We start from the raw sequence: 18,719 nt of genomic DNA on the forward strand, positions 1-18,719 counted from the left end.
GCTAATGGGACGGTCCGGCCGTGCTCCGGCCCTGCCAGCAGCGAATGCTGGCAGGGGGCACCGAAGACAAGGAGCACGCGATGTCACAGAAACTCGACGCTTCGCCCGCCGTAATCGGCATCGATATTGGCAAGAACTCGTTCCACATCGTCGGCCAGAATCAGCGCGGTGCGATTGTGCTGCGTCAGAAGTGGTCGCGTGACCAGGTGGAAACGCGGCTCGCCAACCTGCCGCCGTGCTTGATCGGCATGGAGGCCTGTGTGGGCGGCCATCATCTCAGCCGCAAACTGCAAATGCTTGGCCACGACGCCCGCCTGATGCCGGCGAAATACGTGCGCCCATATTCGAAGGGACAGAAGAATGACTTCCGGGATGCTGAAGCCATCGCCGAGGCTGTCCAACGCCCCACCATGAAGTTCGTCGCGACCAAGACCGCCGATCAGCTCGACCTTCAGGCACTGCACCGCGTCCGCGATCGATTGGTCGGTCAGCGTACCGGCGTCATCAATCAGATCCGTGCATTCCTGCTGGAGCGGGGCATCGCCGTGCGGCAAGGCCCGCATTCCCTGCGGTTCGAGTTGCCGGGCATCTTGGCGACACGCACCGATGTGCTCTCACCTCGCATGTTGCGCATCATCGAGGGTCTGGCGGAAGACTGGCGCCGGCTGGATCAGCGTATCGAGGGTCTATCGAGCGAGATCGAAACGCTGGCCCGTCAAGATAAGGCCTGCCAGCGACTGATGACGGTGCCTGGCATTGGCCCAATCATCTCGAGCGCAATGGTGGCCGCGATCGGCACTGGAGACGTGTTCTCGAAAGGCCGCGACTTCGGCGCCTGGCTTGGACTGGTGCCGAAGCAGATCTCGACCGGCGACCGCACGATCCTCGGCAGTATATCAAGGCGCGGCAATCGCTACCTGCGCGCGCTGTTCGTGCAAGCCGCGTGGGTTGTGCTGGTCAAGGTCAAGTGTTGGGAGCGCTATGGCCTCAACTCGTGGATCGAAGCCGCCAAAAAACGATTGCACCACAACGTGCTGGCAATTGCGCTCGCCAACAAGCTCGCCCGGATCGCCTGGGCGGTCCTCAACAAGGGACGCGCCTTCGCGTGCGTCAAGACGGAGGAGATGGTGTCCCGACCTGCTTGACCCTCGCGCCGTGCGCGGCACCGTCAAGGCGCAGCCTAGCAGCAGCAGAGCAAGACGTCAGGACAGCACGACGGCCGGCCTTGACGGCCCCCTGCGCGCGGCGCGTCTGCGCGCGCAGGCCGAGACGAAGGAACGACCGCCGGGCACGAGCAAAGGAACAGCGCGAAGTGAGGAGCCATCAATGACGTAACGACACCCTTACCCGCCGAGGTCTGCGAGAGGATGAGACGACGATGGAGAATCGGTCTTCCCGGCACATGCGAACACTGGTGACCCAAATGGCCCGGTCGAGGCCTGTCCGCTAACTAGACCGCATGCGCGCTGATATCCATGATGGCCCGGAGCACTGCGCTCCAAGCAGAGGCCGGATACATTGATGCAAGACCGCATCTACCGGATCGCCGAAATCTTCTTGCACCGCACGGCCGGACCATACATTTGGGTCAAACTGCGAAATCACGGCATGATCTGGCGACTTCCGCTTTGAGCCCGATAACGGGCATTCGCCACGGCAGTCGGAAGGTTGGTTCAGTGATGCTCCACAGCACTGCGGGATAAAAATCCTATTGATGCGTGCTGAATGGTTGAATTTAGAAGTCCATACCGCCCATGCCGCCGCCCGCAGGCGTGCCGCCAGCCCCAACGTTCTTCTTCGGCAGTTCAGCGACCATGGCCTCCGTGGTGATCAGTAACGCGGCCACAGAAGCCGCGTTCTGGATTGCTACGCGAACCACCTTGGTAGGATCAATAATCCCCTTTTTGACGAGATCGCCGTATTCGCCGGTCTGGGAGTCGAAGCCATAGGCGTAGTGCTTATCCTCGAGGATCTTACCCATGATGACGGAGCCGTCTTCACCGGCGTTGACAGCAATTTGACGGGCTGGCGCGGACAGCGCCTTACGCACGATCTCGACGCCGGTCTTCTGGTCGTCGTTTTTGGTGCGGATACCCTTGAGATGTTCAGAGGCACGGAGCAGGGCGACGCCGCCACCCGGCACGATGCCTTCCTCGACCGCCGCACGGGTCGCATGCATCGCGTCGTCCACGCGATCCCTGCGCTCTCTCACCTCGACTTCGGTCGCGCCGCCGACGCGGATCACCGCGACGCCGCCCGCGAGCTTGGCGAGACGCTCCTGGAGCTTCTCACGGTCGTAGTCCGAGGTGGTCTCCTCGATCTGCGCCTTGATCTGGGCCACGCGCGCCTCGATGTCGGCCTTCTTTCCGGCGCCGTTGACGATCGTGGTGTTCTCCTTGTCGATCATCACCTTCTTGGCGCGACCGAGCATGTTGAGCGTGACGTTCTCGAGCTTGATGCCGAGGTCTTCCGAGATCGCCTGGCCGCCGGTCAGGATCGCGATGTCCTGGAGCATGGCCTTGCGGCGGTCGCCGAAGCCCGGCGCCTTGACGGCCGCGACCTTCAGGCCGCCACGCAGGCGGTTGACGACGAGCGTGGCGAGGGCTTCGCCTTCGACGTCTTCTGCGATGATGACAATCGGCTTGCCCGATTGCACGACAGCTTCCAGCAGCGGAAGCATCTCATTTAGGCTGGAGAGCTTCTTCTCGTTAATCAGGATATAGGCGTCGTCGAATTCAACGCGCATCTTGTCGGCGTTGGTGACGAAGTAGGGCGAAATGTAGCCACGGTCAAACTGCATGCCTTCGACTACCTCGAGTTCGGTCTCGAGCGACTTGGCTTCCTCAACCGTGATGACACCCTCGTTGCCGACCTTCTTCATGGCGTCGGAGAGAAACTTGCCGATCTCCGCGTCGCCGTTGGCCGAGATGGTGCCGACCTGGGCGATCTCGTCGTTCGAGGTGACCTTCTTGGAGTTCTTCTGCAGGTCCGCAACGACGGCTTCGACCGCGAGGTCGATGCCGCGCTTCAGGTCCATCGGGTTCATGCCGGCGGCAACCGACTTGGCGCCTTCTCTAACAATGGCCGCGGCCAGTACAGTCGCGGTGGTGGTGCCGTCGCCGGCAGCGTCAGCGGACTTGGAGGCGACTTCGCGCACCATCTGCGCGCCCATGTTCTCGAACTTGTCTTCAAGCTCGATTTCTTTGGCGACGGTAACGCCGTCCTTGGTCATGCGGGGTGCGCCGAACGACTTTTCGAGCACGACGTTGCGGCCCTTGGGGCCGAGCGTCACCTTCACCGCATTGTTGAGAATGTCGACACCGCGCAGCATGCGGTCGCGGGCATCGACGCCGAACTTGACTTCTTTGGATGACATGATTGATCTCCCTTTGGGATAGGACCCGCATCAGTCCCCCGCGAGGCACGAAATAGATGAGCCAGAACCTGATGCATCATCCTTTGAGACGCCAAAATAACGAGGCGGGGCACTGTTGGGCATCAAGGCTTCTACCGGATCATAGCACACCTCGATTTGGCAGGAGGGCACTGCCCTGCGGGATCTCGACCCAGCCTAGTACCGCTTCGGGAAAAAAAGCGCCGGCTTGACTCTCGGCCGGAGGCTTCCGGTCTAACCCCAACTTCGGACATGTCCCGGCGCCGCGCAAACTGTCGAGAAGGGCCAATAAGCGACATTGCCAAGCCGAGGCAATCAATTGAACGGTGGCGTTGGACAGAGCGGCACCGCAGGACGCGCGGCGCGCTGATATGTGCTAAGCTTTTCTGGCCGGGAAGGCATCGGGAGAGGATTGTGACGCGACGCGAGTTCATCGCACTCGGCAGCAGCGCGGCGGCAATCCGACCGCTCGGTGCGCGTGCAGAGCACCCGCCAGAACGTGTCCTCTATTTCACATACTCGGCCGGCTATCGGCACAACGTCATACCACTTTCCGAGGCAATCCTGACGCAGCTTGGAAGGAATTCCGGCGCCTTTGAAGTCATTGCAACGGAAGACTTGTCTGAATTTTCGACCGGAAACCTCGAGCGGTACGCCGCTGTGATGTTTTACACAAGCGGTGAAATTCCGATGAGCGGCGTCCAAAAGATGGCTCTTCTCAACTTTGTGCGCTCAGGCCGTGGCTTCCTCGGCGTTCACTCGGCCACGGACACATTCTACACTTGGCCAGACTATCTCGATCTGATCGGCGGCTACTTCAATGGTCATCCCTGGCATCAGAATGTGACTATTCAGGTGGCTGATGCTGCAGATCCACTGGTGGCGTTTCTCGGGAATTCGTTGCAGTTGAACGATGAAATCTACCAGATCAGCGACTTCGACTATCGTGGATCACGCGTGCTCCTGCGCCTCGACCAAGATTCAGTGGACCTCAGCAAGGCCGGTGTGCATCAACGCTTCTATGGTTGGCCGCTCGCCTGGAAACGATTTTTCGGCGAGGGACGAGTATTCTATTCGGCGCTCGGCCACGAGGCGTCAGTCTGGCAGGACCCGCGCTGCCAGACAATTCTCACTAACGCTATCCTCTGGTCTACGAGAAGGTCGGCCTAGTGCCACCGGAATCGCAACGGTAGGAGGACATCATGAGACGACGCCGCGTATTGCGACTCGGGCTCGGCGGGATCGCTGCGCTCGGCGTCCTTCCCCTGATCGGAGCGCAGAGGGCGATGACTGCTGATGGCCCCGAAACATTCGTCTACGTCTCGAACGCTGGCACCAAGGACATCTATGTCCTCGGCATGAACCGCGACACCGGTGAGCTCACCATGGTCGAGAAGGCGCCGGTGCCGGGCGCAGAGAAGACGTCGCTGGTCAGCCTGCCGATGGCGCTGGCCCCAAACAAGCGCTTCCTCTACGCGCAACTGCGCAGCGAACCGTATCCGGTGTCGACGTTCTCCATCGACCATACCAACGGGAAACTCACCCATCTCGACGCGACGCCGCTGGTCGATCAGATGGCCTACATCAACGTCGATAAGACTGGCAAATACCTGCTCGGCGCGTCCTATGCCGGCGCCAAAGTGGCAGTCTACCCGATCGACGCGCGCTATCTCGTTAAAGACAAGGCGACCCAGATCATCGACACCAAGCCGAAGGCCCATTGCGTCTCCATCGACGCCAGCAACAAGCATGCCTATGTGCCGGTGCTCGGCGCCGATTACGTGATGCAGTTCAAGTTCGATGCCAGCACCGGCATGCTGACGCCCAACGATCCGCCCACGGTCGCCACCAAGGCCGGCGCCGGCCCGCGCCATTTCATCATCCACCCGAACGGAAAATGGGGTTATCTCATCACCGAGACGACCGCGACGATCGGCACCTATTCGATCGACGAGGACAAGGGTACCCTTACCGAGGTGGCGTTCGTCGACACCGGCGATTACAACCAAAAAGATTCGGCCTTTGCATCCGACATCCATATCACGCCGAACGGAAACTTCCTCTACGGCGCCGTGCGCACGACCAGCATGCTGCATGGGTACAAGATCGATCCCGAGAAGGGCACACTGACCGGGATCGGCAAATGGCCGACCGAGAAGACCCCGCGCGGCTTCAACATCGATCCGCGCGGAAAGTTCTTGCTGGCCGTGGGGATGGATTCAGCGAGCCTGACCGTCCATGCGATCGACCAGAACAGCGGCGAGCTGAAGAGCGTCAAGCCATATCCGATGGGTAAGCAGCCGAACTGGGTTGAGATCGTCGATAGGATCCACGACTAACCGACCCTCATACCGTAGTGGCCGCGCTTGCCCCGGCCAGCCAACAGACCCCCGGGTCAAGCCCGGTCAAAAGCCGCTAGAACGGTTGGATCGCGGTACGCAGTTACGCTCGGCGCAACTCCTTTTCAGGAGGTTGTCGTACATGCTGTCAAAAATCTGGGGAGGATGCCTTTTCGGTTCACCAGCTCAGTTTGGCCGATACGCCTACTTGTCGGACGCCAATTCGCGGGTCCGTTCTGGGTCAGTTTCGACCGACTTAGCCGGTTATCCCACCGGTTGATGTCCGTGTTGTCCCGGAAGCAGACCTGAAGGAGAAGGCGGCGAATGCGACCCCGGCAGCAGCCGCAGGGCCCTCGTGATGCCGCTAGTCAAATCGCACACGTGCAGCAAATACTGCCGCACGCGGCGGCCTCAGATACGAAACCTGCTGACAGGGATCGGCTTCATTCGTCCTTCCATTTGATCGAGCAGCCAATAGACGCCTTTTGGTCAGCCGGCGCCAGACCAGCGGTCGCAATCGCGCGCATAGCCTCGACAAGCTCTCGGGGCGCCCCCGCGCGAGGCGGAGTAGTGCGCCCTTCGTCGAGCCGGCCGCGATACTTGAGCTTGCGGTCGGCATTGTAACCGAAGAAGTCCGGCGTACAGGCCGCCCCATATGCCCGAGCGACTGTCTGGGTCTCGTCGTGGAGATATGGAAACGGGAAATCATGAGCCTTCGCGAAACGCTTCATATTCTCAAATGAGTCGTCGGGATAGCTCGCCGCATCGTTCGAGCAAATCGCCGCAAAGCCTATGCTCTCCGACATCAGCACGCGGGCGTCCGAGACCATGCGGTCGATCACCGCCTTAACATAGGGACAATGGTTGCAGATGAAGACGAGGACCGTGCCTTTTTTGCCCGCAACGTCGTCCAGTGCGTAAGTCTTGCCGTCGGTGGCCGGAAGCTGGAACGCCGCCGCCGGCGTATCAAGAACGACTTGGGTAGCTGCTGTCGCCATATCGCACCTCCCTGTGCCCAATATATATGCTGATGACGGCCTGCGGGGGCACAGTTTCCAAAACCTGCTCGCCAGTCGCGTCGCTTTGGCCATACGTCAGCATTTCCGGTCTGCCATTTGGCCGAGCGCGCGAATTCGTCGGTGTGGGCCACGAACGGACGTTAGCACCTCCAATGCTCCGGCGCGAGGGGCGGCGACCATGATGAACTGCTCTCGACACTCACCGCCGGCCGCGCTCCTGCGATTTGTTTTCGCCGATCAGACAGGGCACCCGGGGCTCTTTCTCGGCGGCTGGGACGATCCGGCTCTCTGGCGTGAGGCCCGCAACTTCGCGAACAAGCTTGGTCCGGATCGCTTCCTGGAATTTTTCGCGACCTTTGATCGTCATGATGAAGGCGCCCGGCCCTCCGATCACGCAATCCTCGTAATAGAGATCGAGATTCTCGATATCGGTCGTCGAGAGGGATGGCTCCTTCACCATGATCGGGAGGCCGTTGATAATGATGCCTTTCTCCAGGGCAGCGTCACGCGCGCCGGTTACGGGGGCTCCATCGTTGTTCGGCCCATCGCCGGAGATATCGATGACGCGCCGCAACCCGCGATAGGGATTCTCTTCGAACAGCTGCAGTGCGAAATTAATCGCGCCGGAAATCGAGGTACTCGAACCTCGGCGAACCGGCGTTTTCATGATCTCGGCGGCCACTACATCCGCCGATGCCGGGCCGTCGATAGTGCGCCAGGGAACGATGATCTTCTCGTCGCCCGACATCGACCACTCGAAATAGGTCACGGCCACCTTGCTGCCCGGAACGGCCCTCAGCGCCTGAAGGAAGTCTTTCGAGACGATGGCCTGTGCATAGCCCTCGCGCTGAATGGCAAGTTCGTCCATATCCATCGAATAGGAGACGTCGACGGCGATAACGAGCTCGACATTGACGGGCTGTATACTGTGGTTGGTATCGGCGAATCGAGAGTTCGGGGTCGGCGCGGCAATGCCAGCAACGTCACCTCCGACCATCGCCCCCGCAACAAGCACCGCCCCGACCGAGACACACCAGCGCATGGCGGCCCTCCCGTCCTTTCACAAGCATGGTGACACCCAAAACGCGCTCCGAAAAGCGGAAACATGCAATTGTCGTCCTCGTTCGCAGCGATCGAGGCATGGTCTGGACGATGAGTCGAAGCCCGGAACTGCCTCGTGCTTCCGGGGCGCGCCAACCCAAGGCTTTGCCTGTCTGGACACCGATGAGACTTCCCAGATTCCGGCTAGCAAGATGACTGAGCAGAATCTCAATGCCCTCGTTGCCTGGTTGCGCACCATTCCGTCGATCGAATAGGGTGAAGCTATTGGCGCCAAGGGGACCGAGGTGTCTAGGGACGGAGTGGTCCGGTGCTCGGTGCGAGCTATCACCTCACAAGCCAACCACGGTTTTCCTGATCATTGACGGTAGCGGAAGCAAAGGCGCGCGAGTGTGGCGGTGACGCTTACGGCCAAGCACTCGCGTCCACCTAGTCGATTGACTCCGATACTTGCCGAAGGAGCCATTGCTCCGAGCGGCGTGAATTTTCCCGTGAATTCAAGATCAAAACGTTAGCACGGATATACCGTCGGGATTTGATCGCCAGCACCAAAAGTTTGTGCTTTCAAATCAACGCGGTAATGTCGTCCTAAATGATTGAGTGGGAGTAGCGCCACCGGTTGCAATTGCGCAGTGTGGTGTAGTTTCGGTGAGGGTGCTCTCACTTCCTCTCTTATGTGAGTGCTGACCCCGGTCTTAATCTCCAACTACCCCCGATCGGGTCTAAACTCCACCGCGCTTCCGCGGACAGGGTATTGTGGCGCATTACAGCGCGCAAAAGGACCGGAGCCTGTGAGGCGATGCCTCAGTTTGAGGGATCGGTAGCAATTGGCCGTTGGCGAACCTTCGTAGCGCTCTCACCAAAAGGAACATGCCTTCTTCGTATTGGGCAATTCTCCGATTTCAGGACAAGAATCGGAGTTCGCCCCCCCGCGCGCAACGCCTAGGCATTGCAGCGATCGCCAGTCGATCCATGATTCCTGCAAATGAAGGGTGTTTCTCGATGAGCAAGCAAGATGATAACAAGGCCGTCGTTGGTCGTTGGTTCACCGAATTCTGGGGCAAGACCGTCAACCTTGGCGTCATCGACGAGATCGCCGCTCCCGACATGCTGCTCAAGTATTCGCTGCATGAACCCCGCCGTGGTCGCGCTGATATCAAGGCGTTCATGACCGACTTCCGCGCTGCATTCCCCGACCTGAATTTCTGGGGCACTGCGGATCTGATCGGGGAGGGCGACTTCGTCGTCGGTCAATGGGAAGGGGGTGGCACTCACACCGGCCCGGCGTTCAACGATTTCCTGGTCGGCGGCTTGCCGGCGGCGACGGGTCGCAAGATGCACTTCACTGGTACTACGGTGCTGAAGGTCGTCAACGGCGTGATCGTCGAGGAGATCGGTCTGGACGATGGGGTAACCGCGCTGACGCAGCTCGGCCTTCTCAAGAAGGCGGCCTGACTGGGTCGTATCTGAGTCGACAAATCACCTGATCCCTTGAGCGAGGCTCGCATGTCATGCGGGCCTCGCTTGCGTTTAGGACGACGGCATCGCGTCTCGATTTCGAGACGTAGAATTTCATAGCAGGAAGCGGAGCGTGCCCACGCCATCCATCCACTAGTTTTCATCCAATAAGACCCTCGGTGAGAACAGGACGCATTCCCATGATCCGCATTGGCTACGCTCCGGGCGCATACGATCTTTTTCACATCGGCCATCTCAATTTGCTCCGGCGAGCCAAAGAGCACTGCGAATATCTGATCGCGGGCGTCGTATCGGACGAAGTGCTGATCCAGCACAAGGGAGTGACGCCGGTGATCCCATTGGTCGAGCGGCTCGAAATCGTTCGTAACGTTCGGTTCGTCGACGCGGCTCTTCCGGCGCTGACGAACGACAAAGTCGAAATCTGGAAGGATCTTCGCTTCAACGTGCTCTTCAAGGGAAACGATTGGCAGGGCACCGCGAAGGGCGACAAGCTTGAGCGTGATTTCGCGACGTTCGGCGTCGAGGTCATTTACTTCCCGTATACGCGTTCGACGTCGAGCAGCGCGCTTCGCCGTACCCTGAAAAATATCGACGCCTTGGCCAGTGGCGCTGGCGCCGACCCCACGCTGCAGCATGCGGCGTGAGCGGATCGGGTATCAGCGATACGAGCTCAGTATGATTGCGATCGAAGAGAAGAAGCCCGCCTCTGCCCGTCGTTCGTGGGCGTTCTGGAGCGGCTTCCGCAAGGCGGATAGACAGGACGCAATCACGCCTCCGGCAGCGGCAGATGAGGAGGGGGCGGAAACGCTGGGTATCTCGATGCACTCTCTTCCAGAGACGCGTCGTCTCGAAGGATTCAGCGATGGAGCGTTCTCCATCATCATCACGCTGCTGGTTCTCGAAATCCATCGACCGAACGCGGCTCCCGGCAAATTGGGTGAGGAGCTTCTGCGGGAATGGTCGTCCTATCTCGCCTACGCGCTCGCCTTCATATACGTCGGCGTGATCTGGCTCAATCACCACTACATGTTCGAACGCTTGTGCAGGGTGGACATGAAGCTGAACTGGATCAACCTCGGCATCATCGGTACGGCGTCCTTGATTCCGTTCCCGACTGGTGTGCTGGCGGGAGCGTTCCGCGACGGCAGTCTGACGGATCAAAGGGCGGCCATTGTGCTCTACGCGCTCATTGCCGGGTTCATGTCGGCGGCCTGGCTGCCCGCGTTTCCCCATCTGTACCGGCATCCGGAACTCCTGAAGCCTCACCTGCGGGAGAGCGTTCTTCGCTTCCCAGATACTGCGACCGGCAACCGGCATCGGTCTGTACGTCGTGGGGGCCTTACTGGGGTGGTTCGTTCACCCGCTTCTTGCGGTCGGCGTGTTTGCCGCGGTGGTCGTCTACTACGCCTGGACGAGCCAGGGCGTCGATTTCGGCCGATAGACCGGCCCTCCGGATTTTTGATCGCTGCTCCGCCGTAGGATTTGAGAGCAAGGAGCGGAGTGCCTGATCGGAAATCGGGTGGCAACGTCCCCTCTATCGTGAAGAATTGAAAACCATGAGCGAAGCATTCGCGAAAAGTCCGAAGTTGAAGGCCGTGTCGGTCGCGGACGATCCACGATGGGCCCGCGTGATCGCGCGCGACAAGGCTGCGGACGGCCAGTTCTGGTACTCGGTCTCGACGACGGGCATCTATTGTCGTCCATCGTGCCCGTCGCGGACGGCCAATCCCAGGAACGTTCAGTTTCATGATAGCTTGCAGAGCGCGAGGGCGACTGGCTTTCGGCCGTGCCGGCGGTGCACTCCCGACGGCCCGTCGCTCGATACCGAGAATGCCGCACTGGTCGCCAAGGCTTGTCGCCTCATCGAGAACAGTGAGGAGGAGCCCGCGCTGGAAGCGATCGCCAAGGCAGTCGGCTTGAGCCCCGGATATTTTCACCGGGTGTTCAAGGTCGCCACTGGACTGACGCCGAAGAACTATGCCTCCGCATATCGCGCCCGGAAGGTGCGCGAAGGCCTCGCTGCGGGCACGTCCGTTACCGAGGCGATGTACGACGCCGGATTCAATTCGAGCGGGCGCTTCTACGAAAAATCGACGGGCATGCTCGGCATGACCCCCTCCCAGTATCGGGCGGGAGGAATCAACGAGGAGATCAAGTTCGCCGTAGGGCAAAGTTCGCTCGGTGCGATCCTCGTCGCCTCGAGCAGGAAGGGAGTGGCCGCCATCTTGCTGGGAGACGATCCGGACGAGCTCGTCCGCGAGCTGCAGGACCGCTTCCCCAAGGCGCAGTTGATCGGCGCGGATCCGGATTATGAGGCCATGGTGGCGCGTGTGGTTGGCTTCGTGGAGGCTCCCGAGCTGGGCCTCGATCTGCCCCTCGATGTCCGGGGCACGGCCTTCCAACAGCGTGTCTGGCAGGCCCTTCAACAGATTCCGGTGGGTGCTACCGTCTCGTACGCCGAAATCGCGCAGCGGATCGGCCTCCCGAAAGCGGTCCGTGCGGTCGCCGGCGCCTGTGCGGCGAACAATCTGGCCGTCGCTATTCCGTGCCATCGCGTCGTCCGCAACGACGGAGCTCTCTCCGGCTATGCTTGGGGGGTCGAACGCAAGCGCGTCCTGCTGGATCGGGAAGCGTCGCGGGGCGCCTGAATCGAGTCGACTGTCTTGATCGACACCCAATCCGTGGCCCGCACCCAGAACGACCATGCGTGCGGTGCCGCGACTTACGTTTCTCGCGTGCTCCGCCGAGCGCTCTCGTGAGCCTTGTCATCCCATCGGGAACCGCCTGTCCTTGGCCTTCACTGGGCGCTGCGAGCGACAAGACGGCGTTATGCGGCCCAAAATTCTGCGTTGGATGATAATAACCGGAGTGCCGGATCGCGCGCCCGCGATTACCAGGATATGATCGGGGTGATCCGGGTGCGGGAGCCGAAAGCCGCTTCTGATCGTCGCCGCGAATACGATCGGCGCAAGGAACGCTTTCCGACCATGACCCCACGACGGGCATTGAAGCCGAAGAACAAGCGCGCAAAGCGTGTCCGAACCGCCGCCAAGCCCATCGAGGTCGCCGGCAGCGTTCAGCACGATCCGGACAAGGCTCGTGTGGTGGCCTATTTCCGAGGCCTGGTCGCCGACGGCTTGGCCCAGTGGCACGCGCTAGACGATGGGACGGTACGGCTTAGCCTCAACACAGGCGAAATCTACCTCCTCAAGGAAACTGCCATCACGCGGATCGGGTGATCTCTCCCACGAGGAATGCAGTTAGTCGCGCCGGAGCCATCGCACCCGGCGCTTCCGCTTTTGGCCCGCTGAACCGCAAGAATTCTCGATTTGAGCGCAAGCATCGGAGTTTTGGCGCCGACGCCCGCGCGTAGGTTCGTTCATGAGGATAAACGAAGGAGAGATCCCATGAATCTCATGACATCCGAAGCCGCCTTGCGGCTGAATCAGGCAGCCAACCCGGCCGAAGCGACGGTTGACGTTCTCTTCTTCGCGATCGCTGACACCATCCTGGGCAAGGTGCTGCTCGCCCGCAGCGCCAAGGGCGTCTGTGCGATCGTGCTCGGCGACGACGCGGCTGAGCTCGAGGCGGATCTCGCGATCCGCTTTCCCGAGGCAACCCTGGTCGCGAACGAGGTCATGGTCCACGACGATCTCGCGAAGGTGGCCCGCTACGCGGAGAAGCCTTCCGAAGGCCTCGACCTGACGTTCGACATGCGCGGCACGCCGCTTCAGCGCCGCATCTGGGAGCAGATCCGAGCGATCCCGCTGGGTAAGACGATGAGCTGCATGCATCTGGCTCGGCTGATCAACAGCGTTTATCCGTGGGTCGCCGCCCGCGTGGTGGCCAACGCTTGCGCCGCCAATCCGATCGCACTGGCTGTGCCGTGCCACCGCGTCATTCGGACGGATGGTGAGCTCGCGGGTTACCGCTGGGGAAGCGAGCGCAAGCGCGATCTGATCGAGAAGGAAGCCCAGGCATGAGACCGGCCGCTTCAGTCGTCGCAACAGCTTTCGCGGGTGTGCCCGCGAAAGCCCGGATCGAAGCCTACCACTGGCAGACGCTGACCCAGGAACTGGATGGCTTCGGCTGCGCCGTACTGCCGAAGCTTCTCTCGCCGGTCGAGTGCCGCGCCATCGCGGGTCTTTATCCCGAAGAGGAGCATTTCCGTAGCCATGTCCATATGGCACGGCACGGTTTCGGCAAGGGCGAGTACCGCTACTTCAAATACCCGCTGCCGGGTCTCCTCGATGGCCTGCGCACGGCGCTCTATCCCCGCCTGGTGGACGTCGCCATCGAATGGAACGAGCGCATGGCAATTGACGAGCGGTATCCCGCCGAACACGCTTCCTTTCTGAAGCGATGCCGCGATGCCGGCCAGGCGCGGCCAACGCCGCTACTGCTGCAGTACGTTCCCGGAGATTTCAACTGTCTCCACCAGGATCTCTACGGCGATCTGTTCTTTCCGATTCAGGTCGCAATCCTCCTTTCGGAACCGGGCACGGACTTCACGGGAGGGGAATTCGTTCTGACGGAGCAGCGGCCCCGCATGCAGAGTCGCGCCGAGGTCGTTCCGTTGCGCCAGGGCGATGCGGTCGCCTTCGCGGTTCATAACCGTCCGGTGAAAGGGGCGAAGGGCAACTACCGCGTCAATCTTCGACACGGCGTGAGCCGCGTGCGTTCCGGCATGCGGCATACCGTCGGAATCATCTTTCACGACGCCAAATAGCGCGAGACAGGCTGATCGAAAGGCTCGGGCGGCGTCGCCGCCGGCCTGAAACGCAACAAGGTGGACGCCATGAAACTCGTCAGAATGGTTGATGATAGAATCGGCCTCTTCGTGCCGCTGCCTATCGGGCCCTATGCAATCGATATCGCGAAAAGTTTGGGCGTTTTTCCGCACGACCCCCTATCGAACGGCCTTCTAAACGGCGCGCTGAAAGATGGCCACGACTGGTCCGTCATCGTCAAACACTGGGCCTATCTGCGGCCGCCCTTGGAAAGGCTGCAACGCATCGCCCTGGCGAACCCCGACAATCCTCGTCTTGTCTTGCGGCCCCTCGTCGACGCGATCCGGACGGAAAGCGCGGGCGACCCGATCACCGCCATCGAAATAACGGACATCGAGAGCGTCGGGAAGCATGATCCGACTGGCCGGCGCGCGATGGAGCGGCAGTTCGCGCTGCAATCGGAAAACGAATCGTCACGAGGGCCGGCGGAAGTGGAATCCGCTCGCGTGATCGATTTCGCATCCCTCGAGCAGAGGCGACACTCCGAAGGCGTCGAGCTGTAAGGGGCAAAACCTTCATAAAAATGGCGGCGGCGCTAAGCGTCGCCGCCATTTACGTTTGCGCCTATCGCGGGGCTACTGGCGCCCGACGTTTTCCGATTTGAAAGCAAGGAGCGGATCGGCGGTTTCGCTGTCACTTCGTATCGTTGCTAGTACGATACGAAGGAGCGAAAGATGCGCGAGGTAATCAGATTTGCCTGGGCCAATAGTTCTCTGGGCGAGTTCATGGTGGCAATGTCGAACAAGGGGCTCGTCGCCGTGGAGTTCAGTTCGAGCCGCCCATTGATGGAGGAGGCGCTGCGGACGCGCTTCCCTGGCGCGGACGTCGTTGGCGACCAAACCGAACTGGCCGATACGATCGCGAAGATTACGCGCGCCATCGAGGAGCCGGGCTTCGATCCGGCGCTTCCGCTCGATATGCGCGGGACGGCCTATGAGATCCAGGTCTGGTCGATGCTGCGCGCATTGCCTGTCGGCGAAACGGTCAGTTACGGCTGGCTCTCGGAGAAACTCGGCACCCACGACGCGCGCGATGTGTCCAAAGCGATCGCCTCCAATCCGATTGCGGTTCTGGTGCCATGCCATCGTGTGATCAAGAAAGACGGGTCGATCTCGGGCTATCGCTGGGGTGTCAAGCGCAAGCGCGAGCTGCTGGCCCGCGAGCGACAAGTCAAGCTGCCACAGGCTTCGCCCGATAAGGAGAAGTGACGACGTGGGAGTTCCGTCAGACAATATGCGCGGGATCACAATTCTACGGGGAGGCGAAACTCGCGCTCAAGCAGGGCGCACTTTCGCTCCGGTCCCCAGCGATACTCACCGATATTGCCGCGACCGACCACGGCACGATGGCAGGGAATCGCGACAGCGATCTTGTTCGCGAGGCACGCGAGACGTACCGAATCCGGAGTATGCGGCGCACCGGGGCGTTGGGCGATCTGTTCGTAGGTGATTGTATCGCCAGCGGGAATGCTCTGAAGCACCTGCCAGACACGGACTTGTGCGGCGGTGCCGTTCAGGTGGAGGGGCACGCTGATGCACGCGCGAGGGACATCGACGGCGTTCACCGTCTGGGCTCCGATTCCCTCCAGCTCGTAGCCGCCGTAGGTCGGATTTCTGCCGGGAAACTCAGATCGTATCGCGTGGTCAAGCTCCTCGCGGGAATCGCCAAACAGAATGGAGCAGATGCCATTAGGAGAGATGGCAGTCAGGACGAAGCCCAGCGAGCACTTGGCCGAAACGTACTGGAAATAGTCGTTGCCGTCATGGAGGTAGGAAGTGGTTTCGTTCCACATGTGGTGAAGCCCTTGGAGCTGGTCCGGCGAGACGCACGCGGTCTAGGCCCGGAGCCGAACGACGTTGGAGGCGAGCGGGAGTGCCGCATCAGTCTGGCGTGGGGGCTCCGTGAACAGCAGCAAATCCAGCCGCTTCCTGAGAGCCACGGCCTCGCGACGCACAACCGGGTCGTGCGGACTGACGAGGTCGGAAAAGAGGTCGTCCGGAGCGTTCTTTAGCAGCGCCTGGACATCTGTACGCAAGAACTGTCCGCCGGCAGCCGCGAAGGTGTAGATGTTGAGGGGCGAGAAGCTCATTCCGCGATCTCCTGTAGCCAAGCCGGCTCCAGTCCGCTCGGCGCCGGCGCTACGGCACTCCGGTTCTTGCCTTGAAATCCAACAGAGCGCGTTAGCGCGCGGGGAGATTTCTTGCCGCAGCTAGTGGGTTTTGGCGCGTTGTCCCTCGCCGTCGAGGTGAGCCCTGCCGAGTTCTTGCGATAGCTCCTCGGTCAGGCTGAAGGACACGGTGAACCCGTCCGGAGTTCCGATTGTCAGGATGCGAAGGTTGTCAGGGCCGAGCTCGATCTCGAATTCCCGGAGCGGGTACGTGAGCCGCATATTCGGGTCGTTGTGTGCGCGCTTGACGGCGCTCGATGCCATCGCTGGCAAGGTCATTAACAGTGCCGTCAACGTCTCGATCCTCAGGATGATGCCGATCTTGCGGTTCGCGACGTCGCATAAGATGAGCTTGACCGCTGTTCCGTCGGTCGCAGTCTCGAAATTGACCAGTCGCTGGATCTCGATTTCGTTTGTCATATCGCGCCTCTTTCCTCCTGGGGCGCGTAGCGTGCCGGCGCAATGTAGGCACTCCGCTTCTTCGCTTCAAATATTGGATCAGTGCGATTTGAAAGCAGAATTCGGAGTGGCCGCCGGCTGCGGTCGGTCTAAGCTGCCAACTTGATCAGCAAGGGAGCGAGGAGCGATGTCGCTGAGTAGCTTCAATGCGATCGCGGCCGCGCGTGGAGATGGCCTCGATCCGAAGCTACGCGAGCTACTCCAGCGGGCTGCCGTGCCGCCGCATTCCGAGGTGGTGGTGCGTTCGGATGGAATGCTGCAGGCGGGGCCTAGCCCGAGATCGGAGGAAGAGGAGATAGTGTCGGCGGTAGTCGTCGAGCTTCAGAAGCTCTTGGATAACCGGACGAGGCGAGGAGGCATCATCGGTGGATGAGGGAGAGGCAGCGCTTAGACTGAATACCCGTCGGTGCTCCGGCTGTGCATTGGATCAACCCGCGAATTCGGGGAAGGGCCGCTCCTAGCGCAAATCGGACGTTCGGCCGGTCACCGATGTCTCAGAAGGGCCGATTCCGTTGAAAAAGGCGGCAGTAATCCGATGTATTGGCGCCCGCGCCGATGTAGCCGAACGGCTTTGCTGACCCTTATGCGGGCTTGAGGGTTTGCATCGGGATCAGCTTGGCCAGCTTGCGAAGGTTCTGAGCGGTGGCTGCGAGGGTGAACTCGTCGCGCGCACCGTTTGGGCCTCGTAACCGTAAACGGTCGAGCTTGAGAATGCGCTTGAGGTGCGCGAACAGCATCTCGATCTTTTTGCGGAGCCGACGCGAAGTGCGCCCCTCCCACGATCTTGCGATCTGGCGCGCCATGTCGCGAGCGCCCTCGTAGATCGAGCGCGGCACCCTCCGTGAAGCCTGCTTGGGGCAGCACTGGGACTTCAATACGCATCGATCGCAATCGCGCTTGATAGCGAGGTAAAGCATCGTGGCTCCATCGTTCACCAGCGCTCCGGTCGTGGTGAGGATCTTGCCGTCAGGACAGCGGTAGACGTCCCTTGCATGATCATAGGTGAAGTCTTCGCGCGAGAAGATCCCATCTGTGCGTGCCGACTTGTCGAACACTGTAACGTGTGGCTCGATGCCATGCTCGTAAACCAACCAGCCGAGCATCTCGGCTGAGCCATAGCCGCTGTCGCCGAGAAGCCGGTTCGGATAGAGATCGAACCGCTCCAGCGAGCGCTCAATCATGCGCTTGGCGGCCAACACCTCCGCCTGCCGGATGGCCGTGGTCGCCTCGACATCGACGATGATCGCGTTCTCGACGTCGACCAGGTAGTTCGTCGAGTAGGCGAAGAAGGCTTGGCCGCCGTGCGCCCCCGTCCAGCGCGCCGCCGGGTCGGCAGGCGACACGAACTTCGGCGTGACCTCGGTCGCTGCGCCGAAAGCGGCATCATCGAGGACAGCCAGATACTCATTGATCGCTCGGCCGGCGGCCTCCGGTGGAAGTCCCTTGTCGCCTTCGATTCCCTTCTGCCGATTGGCGTCGGCCTTGATCAGGCTCGCATCGACTGCAAATCCTTCACCGCCGACCAGCCGCTCCTCAATACAGCGGTGTAAAACGCTCTCGAAAACGCGACGGAAGAGATCGCTCTCCCGGAAGCGGCCATGCCTGTTTTTGGAGAATGTCGAATGGTCCGGCACCGCCCCTTCCAGACCCAGCCGGCAGAACCACCGGTAAGCCAAATTGAGGTGGACCTCATCGCACAGCCGCCGCTCCGATCGGATCCCGAAGCAGTAACCGACTAAGAGCATCCGGATCATCAGCTCGGGATCGATCGAAGGTCGGCCAATACTGCTATAGAAAGGCGCCAGGTCCTTCCTAATCTGTTCAAGGTCGACAAATCTATCGATCGACCGCAGCAGATGGTCGGCGGGAATATGCTTCTCGAGCGAGAATTCGTAGAACAACGCAGCCTGTTCGACTTGCCGATGTCCCATCATGATCTTCAGTCCTGCCACCTAGACAGACTGAATCACTGATCCCTCTGCGTCGCAACAGCCGCCTTTTTCAACGGAATCG

20 protein-coding genes are annotated in these 18,719 nt (G+C 60.8%); 13 read left to right on the top strand and 7 right to left on the bottom strand.

Annotated elements, in window-relative coordinates; all coding sequences use genetic code 11:
* Window positions 1-80 precede the first annotated feature (80 nt).
* Window positions 81-1,145: an IS110 family RNA-guided transposase gene (locus AXW67_RS35445; RefSeq protein WP_063681660.1), complete on the top strand. Its 1,065-nt coding sequence runs from the start codon at window positions 81-83 to the stop codon at window positions 1,143-1,145.
* Window positions 1,146-1,735: 590 nt separating this feature from the next.
* Here the strand turns inward: AXW67_RS35445 and groL are convergent.
* Complete coding sequence (gene groL, locus AXW67_RS35450; protein WP_063681644.1) at window positions 1,736-3,376, bottom strand: chaperonin GroEL; 1,641 nt, start codon at window positions 3,374-3,376, stop codon at window positions 1,736-1,738.
* A 432-nt stretch (window positions 3,377-3,808) separates the two neighbouring features.
* Here groL and AXW67_RS35455 point away from each other — a divergent pair, with 432 nt between their 5' ends.
* Window positions 3,809-4,564, top strand: coding sequence for a ThuA domain-containing protein (locus tag AXW67_RS35455; RefSeq protein ID WP_063681645.1), 756 nt, complete (start codon window positions 3,809-3,811; stop codon window positions 4,562-4,564).
* 32 nt (window positions 4,565-4,596) lie between these two features.
* Complete coding sequence (locus AXW67_RS35460) at window positions 4,597-5,733, top strand: lactonase family protein (protein WP_082908148.1); 1,137 nt, start codon at window positions 4,597-4,599, stop codon at window positions 5,731-5,733.
* Window positions 5,734-6,176: 443 nt separating this feature from the next.
* Here the strand turns inward: AXW67_RS35460 and AXW67_RS35465 are convergent, their stop codons facing one another.
* Together AXW67_RS35465 and AXW67_RS35470 are read right to left on the bottom strand one after the other, a co-directional pair.
* Window positions 6,177-6,731, bottom strand: coding sequence for a thioredoxin family protein (locus tag AXW67_RS35465; RefSeq protein ID WP_063681646.1), 555 nt, complete (start codon window positions 6,729-6,731; stop codon window positions 6,177-6,179).
* A 220-nt stretch (window positions 6,732-6,951) separates the two neighbouring features.
* Window positions 6,952-7,794, bottom strand: a complete 843-nt coding sequence (locus AXW67_RS35470; RefSeq protein WP_063681647.1) for a DUF1194 domain-containing protein — start codon at window positions 7,792-7,794, stop codon at window positions 6,952-6,954.
* 1,019 nt (window positions 7,795-8,813) lie between these two features.
* Between AXW67_RS35470 and AXW67_RS35475 the strand changes: the two genes are divergently transcribed.
* The 9 genes from AXW67_RS35475 (at window position 8,814) to AXW67_RS35515 (ending at window position 15,288) form a co-directional block, all read left to right on the top strand.
* A complete protein-coding gene (locus AXW67_RS35475; RefSeq protein WP_063681648.1) occupies window positions 8,814-9,266 on the top strand; it encodes an ester cyclase in 453 nt (150 codons plus the stop codon).
* Window positions 9,267-9,469: 203 nt separating this feature from the next.
* A complete protein-coding gene (locus AXW67_RS35480; protein ID WP_063681649.1) occupies window positions 9,470-9,934 on the top strand; it encodes an FAD synthase family protein in 465 nt (154 codons plus the stop codon).
* Between the two features lie 31 nt (window positions 9,935-9,965).
* A complete protein-coding gene (locus AXW67_RS35485; RefSeq protein ID WP_161491326.1) occupies window positions 9,966-10,769 on the top strand; it encodes a TMEM175 family protein in 804 nt (267 codons plus the stop codon).
* Window positions 10,770-10,846: 77 nt separating this feature from the next.
* Window positions 10,847-11,938, top strand: a complete 1,092-nt coding sequence (gene ada, locus AXW67_RS35490) for a bifunctional DNA-binding transcriptional regulator/O6-methylguanine-DNA methyltransferase Ada (RefSeq protein ID WP_063681650.1) — start codon at window positions 10,847-10,849, stop codon at window positions 11,936-11,938.
* A gap of 252 nt (window positions 11,939-12,190) precedes the next feature.
* Window positions 12,191-12,529 (top strand): hypothetical protein, encoded by a 339-nt coding sequence (locus AXW67_RS35495; protein WP_063681651.1) that lies wholly within the window; start codon window positions 12,191-12,193, stop codon window positions 12,527-12,529.
* Window positions 12,530-12,619: 90 nt separating this feature from the next.
* On the top strand, window positions 12,620-13,273 hold the full coding sequence (locus AXW67_RS35500; protein ID WP_245315816.1) for a methylated-DNA--[protein]-cysteine S-methyltransferase: 654 nt from the start codon (window positions 12,620-12,622) through the stop codon (window positions 13,271-13,273).
* Window positions 13,270-14,019 (top strand): 2OG-Fe(II) oxygenase, encoded by a 750-nt coding sequence (locus AXW67_RS35505; RefSeq protein WP_063681653.1) that lies wholly within the window; start codon window positions 13,270-13,272, stop codon window positions 14,017-14,019. Before AXW67_RS35500 ends, AXW67_RS35505 begins: the two co-directional genes overlap by 4 nt.
* Before the next feature lie 69 nt (window positions 14,020-14,088).
* On the top strand, window positions 14,089-14,583 hold the full coding sequence (locus AXW67_RS35510; protein ID WP_145928094.1) for a hypothetical protein: 495 nt from the start codon (window positions 14,089-14,091) through the stop codon (window positions 14,581-14,583).
* Between the two features lie 171 nt (window positions 14,584-14,754).
* On the top strand, window positions 14,755-15,288 hold the full coding sequence (locus tag AXW67_RS35515) for a methylated-DNA--[protein]-cysteine S-methyltransferase (protein ID WP_063681655.1): 534 nt from the start codon (window positions 14,755-14,757) through the stop codon (window positions 15,286-15,288).
* Window positions 15,289-15,323: 35 nt separating this feature from the next.
* Here AXW67_RS35515 and AXW67_RS35520 read toward each other — a convergent pair whose 3' ends face one another.
* The 3 genes from AXW67_RS35520 to AXW67_RS35530 all read right to left on the bottom strand — a co-directional run bounded on the left by AXW67_RS35520 (window position 15,324) and on the right by AXW67_RS35530 (window position 16,667).
* Window positions 15,324-15,872 carry a methylated-DNA--[protein]-cysteine S-methyltransferase gene (locus AXW67_RS35520; protein WP_063681656.1) on the bottom strand — a complete coding sequence of 183 codons (549 nt, stop codon included), beginning with the start codon at window positions 15,870-15,872 and terminating at the stop codon, window positions 15,324-15,326.
* A gap of 42 nt (window positions 15,873-15,914) precedes the next feature.
* Complete coding sequence (locus tag AXW67_RS35525) at window positions 15,915-16,169, bottom strand: hypothetical protein (protein WP_063681657.1); 255 nt, start codon at window positions 16,167-16,169, stop codon at window positions 15,915-15,917.
* Between the two features lie 120 nt (window positions 16,170-16,289).
* Entirely contained in the window at window positions 16,290-16,667 is a 378-nt protein-coding gene (locus AXW67_RS35530) for a hypothetical protein (protein WP_063681658.1), read from the bottom strand.
* A 166-nt stretch (window positions 16,668-16,833) separates the two neighbouring features.
* Between AXW67_RS35530 and AXW67_RS35535 the strand changes: the two genes are divergently transcribed.
* Window positions 16,834-17,079 (top strand): hypothetical protein, encoded by a 246-nt coding sequence (locus AXW67_RS35535; protein WP_063681659.1) that lies wholly within the window; start codon window positions 16,834-16,836, stop codon window positions 17,077-17,079.
* A gap of 208 nt (window positions 17,080-17,287) precedes the next feature.
* Here AXW67_RS35535 and AXW67_RS35540 read toward each other — a convergent pair whose 3' ends face one another.
* Entirely contained in the window at window positions 17,288-18,640 is a 1,353-nt protein-coding gene (locus AXW67_RS35540; protein WP_063678360.1) for an IS1182 family transposase, read from the bottom strand.
* Window positions 18,641-18,719 lie beyond the last annotated feature (79 nt).

The organism is Bradyrhizobium neotropicale (assembly GCF_001641695.1).
Classification (GTDB): domain Bacteria; phylum Pseudomonadota; class Alphaproteobacteria; order Rhizobiales; family Xanthobacteraceae; genus Bradyrhizobium; species Bradyrhizobium neotropicale.